This is a genomic window from Candidatus Symbiopectobacterium sp. NZEC127 (assembly GCF_025962675.1).
GTDB lineage: Bacteria > Pseudomonadota > Gammaproteobacteria > Enterobacterales > Enterobacteriaceae > Symbiopectobacterium.
Genome location: NZ_JAGFPG010000001.1, coordinates 386,210 through 403,002, shown reverse-complemented (window position 1 = coordinate 403,002; position 16,793 = coordinate 386,210). Strand labels below are relative to the sequence as shown.

Here is a 16,793-nt window from a genome sequence, read left to right as displayed (position 1 = left end):
CCCGGCGCAAACCGGGGTTTACTGGAAACAGGTTGCCGCTTAACGCGCAGCGGCAACGGTACGGCCTGCAACGCCGCGGTCAAACCGCAACGTCACTCGCAGCGGTATTAACCGTGGCGACGTTCAAAATCCGCCATAAAAGCGGTCAGCGCCTGCACACCTTCCAGCGGCATCGCGTTGTACAGCGACGCACGCATCCCGCCCACCACGCGGTGGCCTTTCAGCGCATGCAGCCCAGCCGCTTTAGATTCTTCCAGGAACAGTTTGTCCAGCGCGTCGTCACCGAGCAGGAACGGCACGTTCATGCGTGAGCGGTTGGCAGCCAGCACGTCGTTGCGGTAAAAATCGCTGCTGTCGATAGCGCCATAAAGATGATCCGCTTTCTCACGATTGCGTTTTTCCATCTCCACCAACCCGCCGTACTCTTTCAGCCATTTGAACACCATGCCAGAGAGATACCAGGCAAAGGTCGGCGGGGTGTTGTACATGGAGTCGTTGTCCGCCAGGATTTTGTAATCCAGTACCGACGGCAGCACGCTGCGGGATTTACCCAGCAGATCCTCGCGTACAATCACCAACGTCAAGCCCGCAGGGCCAATGTTTTTCTGCGCACCGGCATAAATCACACCGAAACGGCTGACATCGATCGGGCAGGAAAGGATGCTGGAGGAGAAGTCAGCGACCACAATTTTGTCGCCAAAGTCAGGCGTTTCTTCGATCGCCAGACCATCAATGGTTTCATTCGGGCAGTAGTGCACAAAGGCCGCATCGTCAGACAGCGCCCATTCACGCATCGGTTTAGCGGCGCGCAGGCCGTCAATGCGGGTTTTCACGTCGATAACGTTCGGTTTGCAGTATTTTTCCGCTTCGTTAATCGCACTGTGCGCCCAATAGCCGCCGTCGATATAGTCAGCTTTCGTGCTGTCGCCCAGCAGGTTAAGCGGCACGGCGGCAAACTGCGCGCGCGCGCCGCCTTGGCAAAACAGCACTTTGTAGTTGGAGGGGATCTTTAACAGATCGCGCAGATCCTGTTCGGCTTCCGCCGCCACCTGCATAAATTCTTTACTGCGGTGGCTGATTTCCATTACGGAGGTTCCCAGTCCACGCCAGTTACACAACTCTTGTTCGGCACGACGCAGCACTTCAACCGGCAGCATGGCTGGACCGGCGCTAAAATTGAAAACTTGTGTCATTTCCCCTCACCACGTATTTAGTACGACTATTTTTAACGTTTTGTCTGTTTTACAGCGATTATTATGGTTTTTTGCAACAACCACATTGGCTATTTGCAGCAGCCATCATGGTTTTTTGCGGCAACCGTCATCATTTGTTTTTATCACTGGCTCCTTCCCGCTGCAATCCTTATTACGCTTTCACGTATAAAACCCGCACGGTGACGGCGTGGAGTTGTCCGTGAAAAGTCCGTATGATGCACGTCCCACAAAAGAGAAAAGTGACAATCATGAGCCAAACGTTCATCCCAGGCAAAGACGCCGCCCTGGAAGACTCCATCGCCCGTTTTCAACAGCAACTCCGTGACCTGGGGTTCAACATCGAAGAAGCCTCCTGGCTGAACCCGGTGCCTAACGTCTGGTCCGTGCATATTCGCGACAAAGAGTGCCCGCTGTGCTTTACCAACGGTAAAGGCGCCAGCAAGAAAGCCGCCTTGGCCTCAGCCTTGGGTGAATATTTCGAGCGTCTTTCCACCAACTACTTCTTTGCCGACTTCTATCTGGGTAAATCAATCGCTAACGGTGATTTCGTACACTACCCGAACGAGCAGTGGTTCCCGCTGCCGGACGATGACAGCGTGCCGGAAGGGATTCTGGATGCTCACCTGCGCGCATTTTACGATCCTGACAACGAATTGAGCGCCAGCATGCTGGTCGATCTGCAATCCGGCAACGACGAACGCGGCATCTGCGCCCTGCCGTTTACCCGGCAATCCGATGACACCACCGTCTATATTCCGATGAATATCATCGGCAACCTCTACGTCTCCAACGGGATGTCCGCTGGCAACACCGCCAATGAAGCGCGTGTCCAGGGGTTGTCTGAGGTGTTCGAACGCCACATCAAGAACCGCATTATTGCTGAAGCCATCAGCTTGCCGACCATTCCGGACAGCGTGTTACAACGCTACCCCGGCGTGGTGGAAGCCATCGCCACGCTGGAACAAGAAGGGTTCCCGATCCTCGCCTATGACGCGTCGCTGGGTGGCAACTATCCGGTGATCTGCGTGGTGCTGTTTAACCCCAGCAACGGCACCTGTTTCGCCTCTTTCGGCGCGCACCCTGATTTCGGCGTCGCGCTGGAGCGTACCGTTACCGAACTGCTGCAAGGACGCGGGTTGAAAGATCTCGACGTGTTTACCCCGCCGAGTTTCGACAATGACGATGTGGCAGATCATGCCAATCTGGAAACCCACTTTATCGATTCCAGCGGTTTGATCTCCTGGGACTTGTTTAAAACCGACGCGGATTATCCCTTTGTTGACTGGAGCTTCAAAGGTAGCACCGAGCAGGAATTTGCTACCTTGATGGCGATTTTCCACAAAGAGCATAAAGAGGTGTACATCGCCGATTATGAGCACCTGTCCGTGTATGCTTGCCGCATTATCGTACCGGGGATGTCCGACATTTATCCGGCAGACGATTTGCTGTTGGCAAACAACAATATGGGTGTGCATTTACGCGAGACCATCCTCTCCCTGCCCGGCAGTCAGTGGGAAAAGCAGGCGTATCTCGATCTGATCGCCCAGTTGGATGACGAAGGGTTTGATGACTTCACCCGCGTGCGTGAATTGCTGGGGCTGGCAACCGGCAAGGATAACGGCTGGCTGACGCTGCGCATCGGCGAATTAAAATCCATGTTGGCACTGGCAGGCGGCGATCTGGAACAGGCATTAATCTGGGCGGAATGGACGCAGGACTTTAATGGCTCGGTCTTTAGTCCAGTGCGTAGCAACTACTACCGCTGTTTGCAGACGCTGTTGACGCTGGCATTGGACGAGGCGCGTGAGCCATCGCAGTATTACGATGCGTTTGTGAAAATGTACGGCAGCGACACCCTCGAAGCAGCGAGTGCGGCTATTGCCGGTGAGCAGAGCTTCTACGGACTGTTTGACGTCGATGACACCTTCGCCACCTTGCCCGCGCACCAATCGCTGCTGGCAGCGTACGAGAAACTGCAAGCCGCGAAGCGTCGTTTCTGGGGCTAATGCCGTATCGCCCATCCTCCCCGGTTAGCGCCGGGGAGCCTTCACCCTTCTCAAGCTCTGACGCAATACCTGCCTTTTTTCGATCAATTTTCCCGCAGTACGGAAGATTTCATCATCGCATTATCTTATCGCTACGCAATCTGAATAATCCGGCATTTCGCAAAAAATGAAGAATAATGTACTTATTGTTATTAAATGGTGAGTTTTTAATTAATTTGCAGCAACCCTGAACACCGAAATGATACAAAAACGCATTTCATTTAACTCTTTTTCACGGTATTCTACCCCCTACGTTCAACTCTTTTGATAATTTTTAAAATATTTTTTTACTATATATTTCAATTAGTTGACTGTGATTTAGTGCACTTACCCCAAGGGTTTAACCCTGCTAAATTTTCAGGATATGATCCAAGTCAAATTTTGCTTTATACTGCTTTGTTAGTATTCCCTCGCGGATAAATCTTGGAGAACGTTAGTGTGAAAGCTGACAACCCCTTTACACTTTTACTACCGGCAGCCATGGCGAAAGTCGCTGAAGATGCTGGTGTCTATAAAGCTACGAAACAACCCCTGACCACGTTTTTTTTGGCGATTACTGCTGGTGTCTTTATTTCAATCGCCTTCGTTTTTTATATCACAGCCACAACCGGTGCCGCGTCCATGCCTTACGGCGTGACTAAACTGATTGGTGGGATCTGCTTCTCGCTCGGCCTGATGCTGGTTGTTGTCTGCGGCGCTGACCTGTTTACCTCAACGGTATTAACAGTAATTGCCAAGGCAAGTGGCCGTATCACCTGGAAACAGCTGGCCTGCAACTGGTGTAACGTCTATGTGGGCAACCTGTTCGGCGCACTGTTTTTTGTCGCCCTGATCTGGTTTGCCGGTGAGCACATGGTCGCCAACGGCGCATGGGGCTTGAACGTACTGCAAACCGCAGAACACAAAGTGGAACATACTTTTGTCGAAGCGTTTTGCCTCGGGGTCCTGGCCAACTTGCTGGTGTGTCTGGCGGTATGGATGAGCTACTCAGGCCGGACGCTGACCGATAAAATGTTCGCGATGATCCTGCCGGTCGGCATGTTCGTTGCCAGCGGCTTTGAGCACAGTATTGCTAATATGTTTATGATCCCCATGGGGATCGTTATCAAGAATTTCGCGGCGCCTGAATTTTGGGAAGCCATCGGCAAAGCGCCGTCCCAATTTGAGCACCTTACCCTCCACAACTTTATCGTGGACAACCTGATTCCTGTCACGCTGGGCAACATCGTCGGCGGCGGTTTTCTGGTAGGGTTAACGTATTGGGTTATTTATTTGCGCGGTGGCGACAAACATTAATCTGTCGCCGACTGCAAATCGGGTTATGAATTCCAAACCAAAGGTAGGTGTAATATGACCGAACTGAATGAAAAATTGGCTAACGCGTGGGAAGGTTTTAGCGCGGGTGAATGGCAGAATGGCGTCAACGTACGTGACTTCATTCAGAAGAACTACGCACCGTATGAAGGTGACGAGTCCTTCCTGGCTGGCGCTACTCCGGCAACCACCAAGCTGTGGGATGCTGTTATGGAAGGTATCAAACAAGAAAACCGCACTCACGCGCCGGTTGACTTTGATACCAACGTTGCAGCGACCATCACCTCTCATGACGCCGGTTATATCGACCAGAGCCTGGAACAGATCGTTGGCCTGCAAACTGACGCGCCGTTGAAACGTGCGCTGATTCCGTTTGGCGGCATCAAAATGGTTGAAGGTTCCTGTAAGGTTTATGGCCGTGAACTGGATCCGCAACTGAAAAAAATCTTCACCGAATACCGCAAAACCCATAACCAGGGTGTATTCGATGTTTACACTCCGGATATCCTGCGCTGCCGTAAATCTGGCGTGCTGACCGGTCTGCCGGATGCTTATGGCCGTGGCCGTATCATCGGTGACTACCGTCGCGTTGCGCTGTACGGTATCGACTACCTGATGAAAGACAAATTCGCTCAGTTCACTTCTCTGCAATCCAAATTGGAAAACGGCGAAGATCTGGAAGCGACTATCCGTCTGCGTGAAGAAATTGCTGACCAGCACCATGCGCTGTCTCAGATCAAAGAAATGGCTGCCAAATACGGCTGCGATATCTCTGCTCCGGCTACCAATGCGAAAGAAGCGGTTCAATGGACTTACTTCGGCTACCTGGCTGCGGTGAAATCTCAGAACGGTGCCGCCATGTCCTTCGGTCGTGTATCCAGCTTCCTGGATATCTTCTTCGAACGTGACCTGAAAGCCGGTAAAATCACCGAGCAAGACGCGCAGGAAATGATCGACCACCTGGTGATGAAACTGCGTATGGTGCGCTTCTTGCGTACCCCTGAATACGATGAGTTGTTCTCCGGTGACCCGATCTGGGCAACAGAATCTCTGGGCGGTATGGGCCTTGATGGCCGTACGCTGGTAACCAAAAACAGCTTCCGTTTCCTGAACACCCTGTACACCATGGGGCCGTCTCCGGAACCGAACATCACTATCCTGTGGTCTGAAAAACTGCCGCTGAACTTCAAGAAGTATGCAGCTAAAGTGTCCATCGATACCTCTTCTCTGCAATACGAGAATGACGACCTGATGCGTCCGGACTTCAACAGCGATGACTATGCTATCGCCTGTTGCGTTAGCCCGATGGTTATCGGTAAGCAAATGCAGTTCTTCGGTGCACGTGCCAACCTGGCAAAAACCATGCTATATGCTATCAACGGCGGCGTGGACGAAAAACTGAAAATGCAGGTCGGTCCGAAATCTGAACCGATCAAAGGCGATGTGCTGGACTTTGACGTGGTTATGGACCGTATGGACCACTTCATGGATTGGCTGGCCAAGCAGTATGTCACTGCATTGAACATCATCCACTACATGCACGACAAATACAGCTACGAAGCGTCGCTGATGGCGCTGCACGATCGTGACGTATTCCGTACCATGGCATGTGGTATCGCCGGTCTGTCCGTTGCCGCTGACTCCCTGTCTGCCATCAAATACGCGAAAGTGAAACCGATTCGTGACGCAGACGGCCTGGCTATCGACTTCGACATCGAAGGCGAATACCCGCAGTTCGGTAACAACGACCCGCGTGTTGATGACCTGGCTTGTGACCTGGTAGAACGTTTCATGAAGAAAATTCAGAAACTGACCACCTACCGTGGCGCTACTCCGACCCAGTCTGTTCTGACCATCACCTCTAACGTGGTATATGGTAAGAAAACCGGTAACACGCCGGATGGCCGTCGCGCTGGCGCACCGTTCGGACCGGGTGCTAACCCGATGCACGGTCGCGATCAGAAAGGTGCAGTTGCCTCTCTGACCTCCGTTGCCAAACTGCCGTTCGCCTATGCGAAAGACGGTATCTCTTACACCTTCTCCATCGTACCTAACGCGTTGGGTAAAGATGATGACGTGCGTAAGACTAACCTGGCAGGTCTGATGGACGGTTACTTCCACCACGAATCCAGCATCGAAGGTGGTCAACACCTGAACGTGAACGTGATGAACCGTGAAATGCTGTTGGATGCGATGGAACACCCGGAAAAATATCCGCAGTTGACCATCCGTGTTTCTGGTTATGCCGTGCGTTTCAACTCGCTGACCAAAGAACAGCAGCAAGACGTTATTACCCGTACTTTCACTCAGTCAATGTAATTTCCCTGACTGACTGAAAAGGCGTAAAATAAAGGCTCCACCCCGGTGGGGCCTTTTTCTCACCCCCGCACTGATAACCTGTTTTGCCAGCCCGCTCCTTGCACTGCGGCGGGCTGGCAAAACAGATTCAACACGATACCGGCGAGACGGTTTACCGTTCGTTTATTACACGTCCTACATGACGTCGGCGCACCGTTGCATTTCCCTGTTCGTGTTAACACCGGCTGCTATTGAACGGCCACATTTGGAGAAACACTTGCAATGTCACTAATCGGTCGCATTCACTCCTATGAATCCTGCGGAACCGTTGATGGTCCCGGTATTCGTTTCATCGTTTTCTTTCAGGGATGCCTGATGCGCTGCCTGTATTGCCATAACCGCGATACCTGGGACACGCACGGCGGCAAGGAGATCGTGGTTGAGGATCTGATGAAAGAAGTGGTGACCTATCGCCACTTTATGAATGCCTCTGGCGGTGGCGTTACCGCGTCGGGCGGTGAAGCCATTCTTCAGGCTGAATTTGTGCGTGACTGGTTCCGCGCGTGCCAGGCAGAAGGCATCAATACCTGCCTCGACACCAATGGTTTCGTGCGTCGCTACGATCCGGTGATTGATGAACTGTTGGATGTCACCGATCTGGTCATGCTGGATTTGAAACAGATGGACGACGGCATCCACCAGAATCTGGTGGGGGTATCCAACCACCGCACGCTGGAATTCGCCCGCTACTTAGCCAAACGTAACCAGCGCACCTGGATTCGCTACGTCGTCGTCCCCGGTTGGTCGGATGATGATGCCTCTGCGCACCTGCTGGGGAATTTCACCAAGGACATGACCAACATCGAGAAAATCGAATTGCTGCCCTACCACGAGCTGGGCAAGCATAAGTGGGTCGCCATGGGGGAAGAGTATAAGCTGGATGGTGTAAAACCGCCGAAAGCGGACACCATGAACCGCGTGCAGTCGATACTGCAAAGCTACGGGCATAAGGTTATTTACTGATGTCCTCCCCACGCTTACCCATTGGGAAGCGTGGGGCTCCGCATTACGCCGCCAACGGTTTTGGATGGCGATCGCTTTTCTTCAGCAGCATGACCAAATAAACCAACGATACGGCGGCAATCAGCACAAACAGCACACGGTCGGAATAGGTTTGCATCAGCGCAGCCGCCATACTGGGGCCAACCAGGCTGCCAACGGTGTAACTGAGCAGCAATGACTGGTTCATCGCCACCAGTTCTTCATGACGTACCGTTTCGCACGCCCAGGACATCGCTACCGGATAGAGCGTGAAACCGGCTCCACCCAACAAAAACAGCGCAGGTGCCATCACCAGATGCCCAACGCTCAAGAGCGCAACGCAGGCGACAATCACCGCAAACACCAGCACGCGCAGCACCAGCAAGCGTCCATAGCGATCCGCCATGCGCCCCACCGGCCACTGGCCGACGATACCGGCACCAATCAACAGCGCCATCCAATACCCGACGTCGGCATCGCTGGTACCACTGTGGGAGAGATAAAGCGGCATCAGACCATACAGCGACCCCAGTATCACGCCAGAAATCACACAGCCATTGATGCCCAGCCGCGCACTGCGCTTACGCAGCATTTTCCCGACATGAACCGGATGATCCGGCTGCGCCAGACGCGGTAAACGGGTACACAGCAACGGTAGCACGGCGAGCACAATCAACATCACCATCCAGGGGATAACACTCGCCACTGCGGTTGGCAGCACGCCGACATAGAGCTGACCAACGACGCTCCCCAGATAATAGGCCACCATATAGGCGGCCAGCAGTTGCCCACGGTGCGCGGATGAGCCGCTGCACAACAGCGCGCTTTCCACCACCACCCAAATCAGCGCGCAGCCGACGCCTGCAACAAAGCGCCATACCAGCCAACTGATTACGTCCGTGGACAACATCAGCCCCAATGTCGCCACACCAAACAGCACAGCGGCGAGGTAGTAGCTGTGGTTAAACCCTTGGCGGAGAATCAAGCGTCCGGCCAACAGCGTCCCCAGCAAATTACCCGCAAAATAGGATGACCCCACGACGCCCACTTGCCACACGGAAGCATGCTGATAGTTGAGCCATAACGGAACCAGCGTATTAAGCACAGCGATACAAACCGTAAGCAGCATAAGGCCGCAGAGCAATAACAGCACTGGGCGAGAAAAAGCAGACATAGTGGGCGTGGGTAACCAATACAACAAGGAAGTGTGTGCGCATCATGCCACTGCGCGTTTAAAAGTCAACGAGGGCAATCTCGGTCCGCACGTTTTGTGATATCGCGCGGCCATAATGCAAAAAGCGCCCCGAAGGGCGCTTGTAACAACGGAGAAACAGGGTGTTTAGCCGATAAACTCCAGCCCGCCCATATAAGGACGCAGCACATCTGGAATCGCAATACGCCCGTCCGCCTGCTGATAGTTTTCCAGCACGGCAACCAGTGTACGTCCAACCGCCAGACCGGAACCGTTCAGCGTATGCACCAGGCGCGTTTTTTTGTCGCTTTTGTTGCGGCAGCGCGCTTGCATACGGCGAGCCTGGAAATCGCCCATGTTGGAGCAAGAAGAGATTTCACGGTAGGTATTCTGCGCTGGCAGCCACACTTCCAGATCGTAGGTTTTGGTTGAGCCAAAACCCATGTCACCGGTGCACAACAACACTTTGCGATACGGCAGTTGCAGCAGTTGCAGCACGGTTTCCGCATGCGTCGTCAGCGTTTCCAGCGCATCCATAGAGTCTTCCGGGCGCACAATCTGCACCAGTTCCACTTTGTCAAACTGGTGCATACGGATCAGACCACGGGTATCACGGCCATAAGAGCCCGCTTCAGAACGGAAACACGGAGTATGCGCCGTCATTTTGATCGGCAGTGTGTCTTCGTCCAGAATTTCGTCACGCACCAGATTGGTCAACGGCACTTCCGCCGTCGGGATCAGCGCATAATTGCTGCTTTCCGCTTCTTCATCCAACGGTTTGGTGTGGAACAGGTCTTCACCAAACTTCGGCAACTGACCGGTACCGTACAGCGTGGCATGGTTAACCAGATAAGGCACATAGGCCTCCTGATAACCGTGCTGTTCGGTATGCAGATCCAGCATAAATTGTGACAGTGCGCGATGCAGGCGAGCAATCTGCCCTTTCATGACAACGAAACGCGCGCCGGTCAGTTTAACGCCTGCAGCGAAATCAACGCCTTTTGCCAGTTCGCCTAAATCAACGTGATCGCGCACCGGGAAATCGAACTGACGTGGCTCACCCCAGCGGCTGATTTCCTGGTTATCGTGCTCATCTTTGCCCAACGGCACAGCGTCATCCGGCATATTCGGAATGGTTAACGCCAGCTCACGAATGGCATTTTGCAACGCATCCAGCTCGGCTTTGGCCGCATCCAGCTTTTCACCCAGGGTATTCACTTCGCGACGCAACGGTTCGATATCTTCACCACGAGCTTTAGCCGCACCGATCTCTTTCGATCGGGAGTTACGCTCTGCTTGCAGACTTTCCGTTTCTACTTGTAGCACTTTGCGGCGTTCTTCTTGTTGACGCAGCGTGTCTACATCCAGTTTAAAACCTCTGCGAGCCAGTAGCTTTTCGGCAACTGCGTCTAGCTCATTACGCAGTAAATTGGGATCGAGCATGCTAATCCTGTTTTGATATTTTTTGGTGAAATTTTACGTTGCGCGACACCCGTCGCGCGGCAGAAAAGAACCTTATAACCTTACCGCAACGCCCAGTTCAGCGGTAGCGTTTTGTCGGGCTATTTTGATCCTGTGCAGTCAGCCAGGCCAGCTTTTCACCAATTTTGGCTTCCAGACCCCGTGACGTTGGCTGATAGTAGCGCGTTTGCGCTAAGGCTTGAGGGAAATAGTCCTCACCCGCGGCATACGCATTGGGTTCATCATGGGCGTAGCGGTATTCGGCACCCAACCCCATCTCTTTCATCAGTTTGGTGGGGGCATTACGCAAGTGCTCCGGCACATCGTAATCCGGTTTCTCTCTGGCATCTTGCATCGCCGCTTTAAACGCGGTGTAGACCGCATTACTCTTTGGTGCACAGGCCAGATAGACAATCGCCTGAGCAATAGCACGCTCGCCCTCTGCCGGACCCACACGGGTGAAGCAATCCCAGGCAGCGATCGCCACCTGCATTCCCCGCGGATCGGCATTGCCCACATCTTCGGAGGCTATCGCCAACAGACGCCGTGCAACATAGAGCGGATCGCCACCGGCGGTGATAATACGAGCATACCAATACAGTGCGGCATCAGGAGCCGATCCACGCACCGATTTATGCAGTGCAGAAATGAGGTCGTAGTAACGATCGCCTTTGTTATCGAAGCGCGCACTACGCTCGCCCGACACTTCGTGCAGCAATTCAGGTGTCAGCACTCGGTTGCCCTGCGCGTCGACCTCGGCCATATCCGCCATCATTTCCAGACTGTTCAATGCGCGCCGCGCATCGCCGTTCACCAGTTCAGCCAGCAACCGCTGCGTCTCGGGTGGCAATACGATGTTCTGCCCGCCAAACCCTCGCGCGCTATCGGTCATCGCCTGCTGCAACACCTGTTGGATATCTTCTGCGGTGAGCGCCTTCAGCAAATAGACGCGCGCACGCGACAGCAGCGCCGAATTAAGCTCAAAGGAAGGGTTTTCGGTGGTTGCGCCAATGAAGGTGATGGTGCCGTCTTCAATGTGCGGCAGAAAGGCATCCTGCTGACTCTTGTTGAAGCGATGGACTTCGTCCACGAACAGGATGGTACGGCGTCCGGCATCGCGATTCTGCCGCGCACGCTCTATCGCTTCGCGAATCTCTTTGATGCCGGAGGTCACGGCAGAGATCCGCTCCACGTCGGCTTGTCCATAGTGGCCAATCAGTTCTGCCAGCGTGGTTTTTCCGGTGCCCGGCGGTCCCCATAGAATCATGGAGTGTAACTGCCCCGCCTCTATCGCTCGCGGCAAGGGTTTACCCGCGCCTAACAGATGCTGTTGACCGATATATTGCGCCAACGTAGCGGGCCGCATACGTGCGGCCAGAGGCTGAAAGCTATTGTCCGAAAAATCCAGCGACAGGTTACTCACGATGGCCTCACTGCCGTTGATCGTCCAGCGTCACGCCTTTTGGCGGCGTAAAGGTGAACTTGCTGCTATCCACAGCGCCGTTTTGCTGGTTTTTCAGGGTGTAACTGCTGCGTTGTCCATCCTGCTCCGTCGCGACAAAGCTCTTGATGGTGCCGCTGGCATTGACGTTGATGGCAAACTGTTTCAGATTGCCCTTGGCCGCTTTCGGCGTTAGCTCAAAATCATCCCCTTGCTGACGCACGTTATACTGGCCCCATTCGCTGGCATCGTTACGGGTGATGAGCATAAAGGGCGTATTGCCCGTGGCCTCCTTCAGCCAGGTCGCTGTCACCTGTTCAACGAACGGGTTGTAGAACCACAGCGTCTTGCCATCAGAGATCAGCACGCTTTCATCCGGCGCGGTGGTCTTCCAGTTGAACAGATTTGGGCGTTTCAGCCAGAGTTCGCCCTGACCTTCCTGCACCGCCGTCCCTTCAGCGCTAGTGACTTTCTGGGTGAACGTCGCGTGGAAGCTGTTCACTTTATTCAGTCGGCTCTGTAAATCGCTCGCCGCATCGGCATAGACCGCGCTGGACGTCATCCCGGCGATCAGCACGCCTGCCACTAAGCCTGTTCTCATTATTTACATCCTTTGCTGTCGATTCAAAAGACCGCCATCGCGATCTGACTATCGTACTTTGCACCTGTCGTACTGCTCGTCGTGCTACCCATAACTATTGCCAGAGAATCACGCGCTTCGGTAGGCGAATTGTCTGTAAATGGCATCAGTCCATGGGTGGCGGCGCCAACACGTCTCGGTTGCCATTATGCCCCGGCGCGCTGACGATGCCTTGCATTTCCATCTGTTCCACAATGCGCGCGGCACGATTGTAGCCGATGCGGAATTGACGTTGCACGCCAGAAATGGAGGCTCGCCGTTTTTCTACAACAAAGGCCACCGCCTGATCGAACAGCGGATCCAGATCTTCATCACCGCCAAACTCCAGATTACCGCCTTCGCCGTCGTCGCTGGCACTGGTGATATTGTCAATGTACTGCGGACGCCCACGCGCTTTCCAGTCCAGTACCACGGCATGGACTTCCTGATCGCGAACAAACGCGCCGTGCACGCGCACCGGAATGGAGGAGTTTGGTGCCATATACAGCATATCCCCCATCCCCAGCAGCGATTCTGCACCGCCCTGATCGAGAATGGTGCGCGAATCAATCTTGCTCGACACGGTAAAGGCGATACGCGTCGGAATATTGGCCTTGATGAGGCCAGTGATAACGTCCACGGAAGGCCGTTGCGTCGCCAGCACCAGATGGATACCGGCCGCGCGCGCTTTCTGCGCCAGGCGAGCGATCAGCTCTTCCACCTTTTTGCCAACCGCCATCATCAGATCGGCAAACTCATCCACCATTACCACGATAAAGGGTAATTTCTCCAGTACTGGCGGTGTGGTATCCATGCTGTCGCCGGGTTTCCAGAACGGATCAGGGATCGGACGCCCCATGGTTTCCGCCGCTTTCACCCGCTCGTTATAGCCTTCGAGATTACGCACGCCCAAGGCCGACATCAGCTTATAGCGGCGGTCCATTTCACCGACACACCAGCGCAGCGCATTCGCCGCATCTTTCATGTCGGTAACCACTTCGGTCAGCAGATGCGGGATACCTTCGTAGACTGACAGCTCCAGCATTTTGGGGTCGATCATGATAAAGCGCACATCCTGCGGCGTTGCCTTGTACAGCATGCTGATAATCATGGTGTTCACGCCGACAGATTTACCCGACCCTGTCGTCCCGGCCACCAGCAGATGCGGCATCCGCGCCAGGTCGGCCACTACCGGCTGACCGGCAATATCTTTGCCCAGCACCACCGCCAGTGGCGACGGGTTATCACGAAATGCCTTGCAATCCAGCACTTCGCGCAGATGAACCGTATGGCGCAGTTTATTCGGCAGTTCCAGCCCGACATACGGTTTGCCGGGGATAACTTCCACCACGCGCACCGCCACAACCGACAGCGAGCGCGCCAGATCGCGTGACAGGTTGGAAATACGCGCGGCTTTCACGCCGGGAGCCAAATCCAGCTCAAAACGGGTAATCACTGGCCCTGCATCGTACCCCACCACGCTAGCGTTGATGCGATAATCCGCCAGACGCGCTTCAATCAGACGCGCCGTCTGTTCAAGCTCAAAATGGTCAACCGGGGCTTCGTTTTCCGGTGGTGCCGTAAGCAGCTCCAACGTCGGCAGCGGTGTGGTTGGCTTTTGCAGCGGCTGATCGTTACGCATCAGGAAAGGATGAATCAGGCTATCCATCAATGACGGCGCGGCATCGCTTTGCGGCTCATCCTCATACGCGGACTGCTCATCATGTTGGGACGCCGTCACCGGATGCGCGTGCGTTGCCGGGCGATCATCGTCGTCGGTCACCGCACGCCATGTGGGCGACGGGGGCACGGCTGCCTGCTCGGGCTCAGCCACATCGGCAGGCGACAGGGTAAACAGGGGCTCTTTAGGCGATTCATCCACCAAATCGTTAAACGGCGAGAAAGAGAAGACAGGTTCATTCGCATCTGCATCAACAGCGACACCGGCGACAAAGGCCGCCGCCGCACTGAGTGAGGCCGCCTCTTTGGTACCTATCGGCTCGACGACTGGCGTTGCGCTCGGGCTATCTGGCGCTGCACTGGCCTCATAACGCGCCTGCTGCTGCTGAGAAAACGCCTGCGCCAATTGTGCCTGCAACAGCGCCTCTTCATCCTGCTCGCGTTCGGCATAGTCCTCGCCGTAGCGCTGCTCTTGTTGCTCCAGATAAGCCTGGCGCAAGGCGGACTCTTGTGCGGCCTCGTCAACGTCAGCAGCGTCTGGCGCTGCCATTTCGCCGATTTCAGGCTGGGACTGAACCTGACGTTGCGCTTCTCGCTCTTGCTCTTCCGCCTGACGCTGCGAGGGCAACTTGATACCATAGGACGCCAGTTCACGCCGGGTAGGAATCCGCACCGGATTTGGGCGCGGCAATTCCGGCCCCATCCCCTGTTTCACCTGAGGATTATCCTCCCCAGCGGCCGTAAAGGCGGGCATAAAGGACACGATATCGGTAGACGCAGGCGTGGCCGTTGCCACGGCGGGAGCACCCAGTTCATGCATAGCGCCCAGCGGCGGCGTGCGATCGCGATCGGGCACCTGCGAGGGCGAAAAGGCGGGGAACGGGGTATTTTCCCGCGTAGCCGCCTGTGGCAATTCAAACGCGTAAAGCGGCGGCAATGAATCCGGCGCAGTGGTGTCGTGGCTGACGGCGGTTGCTGGCGTCGCAGGGTTGAATGCGCTGGGCGCAGCCACTGGGTCTGGCACCGTATCAACCGGAGCCGATTCCTGCACCGGCGTGATGTGATCATCAGCGACGCTCAGCGTGCTGTTTTGCCCTGTTTCATCAGCGGCGCGCTCACGCGGCGGCGGTGCCAGCAATATATCATCCGCATCCACATCTTCTGTTATTGCCTCCGTTGATGCGGTTAACGTATCGGGTTGTTCACTCTCCCGATCCGCATTGTCGTGCAAATCGTCATCACGGTAGTTTTCTTCTGCGCGCGAACGGTTAGAGAAGAACGTCAGACAGCCTAATACGGCCCCGCCGATCTTTTCCGCAATGGTCAACCATGACCAACCGGTAAACAGCGTCAAGCCCGCCGCCCAGACGCAGAGCAGAATCAGCGTAGCGCCCATGCTGTTGAAACGCGGGACCATTGAACTGCTCAGCAAACTGCCCAGCACGCCGCCAGAAGCGAAATAGTAGAGATCGTCCACATTGAGTGCTGCCAGACCGCAGGACGTCAGGATCAGCGCCAAGGTGCCAATCAGGCGCAAAGACAGAGTAAACAGATCGACATCGCTCTGATTATCGCGCTGGCGAAAGGCCACCCAGCACAGCGACAGCATGATCGGCGGAATGGCATAAGCCAGCACGCCAAAGATGAAAAACAGCGTATCGGCCAGCCACGCGCCGACGCCACCGCCCAGATTATGAATGGGCTCATGCCAGGCAGTTTGTGACCAACTCGGGTCAGACGGGCTGAAACTTAACAGCGCTACGCTCAAATAAACGGCGAATAGCGCGACAACGATTAAAATCGCTTCCAATAAACGACGACTGCCGCTGAGTTTCTTCAGCGCCACGTCTTTGTCTTCGGTGTATTCCTGGCTCAAGCGTCTCTCCAGGGGTCCTGTTCATGTTCATGACAAAACGCCGAGGCGAACTCGGCGCTGTGACTGTATATATTCACAGGAGTGTAGCTGAAATTAGCGGGCTTTGCACCCCTGCGTTTAGCGCGTTCTGATCACCAGACGATTGCTCTGTTTTACTTCTTCCATCACCACGTAGGTACGGGTATCGTTCACACCCGGCAAACGCAGTAAGGTTTCACCCAGCAGCTTACGGTAAGCGGACATATCCGGCACGCGTGTTTTCAGCAGATAGTCGAAATCCCCGGAGACCAGATGACACTCCTGAATCTCTTCCAGTTTCTGCACGGCAGTGTTGAACTGCTCAAAAACATCAGGCGCACCGCGGTTCAGCGTGATCTCCACAAACACCAGCAGTGAAGCGTCGAGGTAATGCGGGTTCAACAATGCGGTATAGCCATTGATAAAGCCCTGACGCTCCAGGCGGCGCACGCGTTCCAGACACGGCGTAGGAGAAAGCCCCACGCGTTTGGAAAGTTCCACGTTGGAGATTCGGCCGTCTTTTTGTAGCTCATTCAGGATATTGCGATCGATGCGATCAAGATCTTTTCCCGGTCGTTTTTTTGTGTCTACCAT

11 protein-coding genes are annotated in these 16,793 nt (G+C 54.7%); 4 read left to right on the top strand and 7 right to left on the bottom strand.

Annotated features, from left to right (window positions below):
- Positions 1-107: 107 nt before the first annotated feature.
- Positions 108-1,193 carry a 3-phosphoserine/phosphohydroxythreonine transaminase gene (serC, locus tag J5069_RS01815; protein ID WP_264642239.1) on the bottom strand — a complete coding sequence of 362 codons (1,086 nt, stop codon included), beginning with the start codon at positions 1,191-1,193 and terminating at the stop codon, positions 108-110.
- 269 nt (positions 1,194-1,462) lie between these two features.
- Between serC and ycaO the strand changes: the two genes are divergently transcribed.
- The 4 genes from ycaO (at position 1,463) to pflA (ending at position 7,894) form a co-directional block, all read left to right on the top strand.
- Positions 1,463-3,220, top strand: a complete 1,758-nt coding sequence (gene ycaO, locus J5069_RS01810; protein ID WP_264642238.1) for a 30S ribosomal protein S12 methylthiotransferase accessory factor YcaO — start codon at positions 1,463-1,465, stop codon at positions 3,218-3,220.
- Between the two features lie 477 nt (positions 3,221-3,697).
- A complete protein-coding gene (gene focA / locus J5069_RS01805) occupies positions 3,698-4,555 on the top strand; it encodes a formate transporter FocA (RefSeq protein WP_264643695.1) in 858 nt (285 codons plus the stop codon).
- Between the two features lie 54 nt (positions 4,556-4,609).
- Positions 4,610-6,892: a formate C-acetyltransferase gene (gene pflB / locus J5069_RS01800; protein ID WP_264642237.1), complete on the top strand. Its 2,283-nt coding sequence runs from the start codon at positions 4,610-4,612 to the stop codon at positions 6,890-6,892.
- Between the two features lie 261 nt (positions 6,893-7,153).
- Complete coding sequence (pflA, locus tag J5069_RS01795; RefSeq protein WP_264642236.1) at positions 7,154-7,894, top strand: pyruvate formate lyase 1-activating protein; 741 nt, start codon at positions 7,154-7,156, stop codon at positions 7,892-7,894.
- A 43-nt stretch (positions 7,895-7,937) separates the two neighbouring features.
- On the opposite strand, the gene J5069_RS01790 is transcribed toward pflA, so the two are convergent.
- The 6 genes from J5069_RS01790 to lrp all read right to left on the bottom strand — a co-directional run bounded on the left by J5069_RS01790 (position 7,938) and on the right by lrp (position 16,793).
- The gene (locus tag J5069_RS01790) at positions 7,938-9,086 is read right to left on the bottom strand and encodes an MFS transporter (RefSeq protein ID WP_264642235.1); all 1,149 of its coding nucleotides are present in this window, start codon (positions 9,084-9,086) and stop codon (positions 7,938-7,940) included.
- A 165-nt stretch (positions 9,087-9,251) separates the two neighbouring features.
- Positions 9,252-10,547 carry a serine--tRNA ligase gene (gene serS / locus J5069_RS01785; RefSeq protein ID WP_264642234.1) on the bottom strand — a complete coding sequence of 432 codons (1,296 nt, stop codon included), beginning with the start codon at positions 10,545-10,547 and terminating at the stop codon, positions 9,252-9,254.
- Between the two features lie 97 nt (positions 10,548-10,644).
- Positions 10,645-11,988 carry a replication-associated recombination protein A gene (locus tag J5069_RS01780; RefSeq protein WP_264642233.1) on the bottom strand — a complete coding sequence of 448 codons (1,344 nt, stop codon included), beginning with the start codon at positions 11,986-11,988 and terminating at the stop codon, positions 10,645-10,647.
- A 7-nt stretch (positions 11,989-11,995) separates the two neighbouring features.
- Entirely contained in the window at positions 11,996-12,607 is a 612-nt protein-coding gene (gene lolA / locus J5069_RS01775; RefSeq protein ID WP_264642232.1) for an outer membrane lipoprotein chaperone LolA, read from the bottom strand.
- A 145-nt stretch (positions 12,608-12,752) separates the two neighbouring features.
- Complete coding sequence (locus J5069_RS01770) at positions 12,753-16,181, bottom strand: DNA translocase FtsK 4TM domain-containing protein (protein ID WP_264642231.1); 3,429 nt, start codon at positions 16,179-16,181, stop codon at positions 12,753-12,755.
- Positions 16,182-16,298: 117 nt separating this feature from the next.
- Positions 16,299-16,793, bottom strand: coding sequence for a leucine-responsive transcriptional regulator Lrp (gene lrp, locus J5069_RS01765; RefSeq protein WP_196906846.1), 495 nt, complete (start codon positions 16,791-16,793; stop codon positions 16,299-16,301).

Excerpts from the sequence above, each read along its gene's own strand:
- serC (WP_264642239.1), bottom strand. The coding sequence starts at position 1,193 with ATGACACAAGTTTTCAATTTTAGCGCCGGTCCAGCCATGCTGCCGGTT.
- ycaO (WP_264642238.1), top strand. The coding sequence starts at position 1,463 with ATGAGCCAAACGTTCATCCCAGGCAAAGACGCCGCCCTGGAAGACTCC.
- pflB (WP_264642237.1), top strand. The coding sequence starts at position 4,610 with ATGACCGAACTGAATGAAAAATTGGCTAACGCGTGGGAAGGTTTTAGC.
- pflA (WP_264642236.1), top strand. The coding sequence starts at position 7,154 with ATGTCACTAATCGGTCGCATTCACTCCTATGAATCCTGCGGAACCGTT.
- J5069_RS01790 (WP_264642235.1), bottom strand. The coding sequence starts at position 9,086 with ATGTCTGCTTTTTCTCGCCCAGTGCTGTTATTGCTCTGCGGCCTTATG.
- serS (WP_264642234.1), bottom strand. The coding sequence starts at position 10,547 with ATGCTCGATCCCAATTTACTGCGTAATGAGCTAGACGCAGTTGCCGAA.
- lolA (WP_264642232.1), bottom strand. The coding sequence starts at position 12,607 with ATGAGAACAGGCTTAGTGGCAGGCGTGCTGATCGCCGGGATGACGTCC.
- lrp (WP_196906846.1), bottom strand. The coding sequence starts at position 16,793 with ATGGTAGACACAAAAAAACGACCGGGAAAAGATCTTGATCGCATCGAT.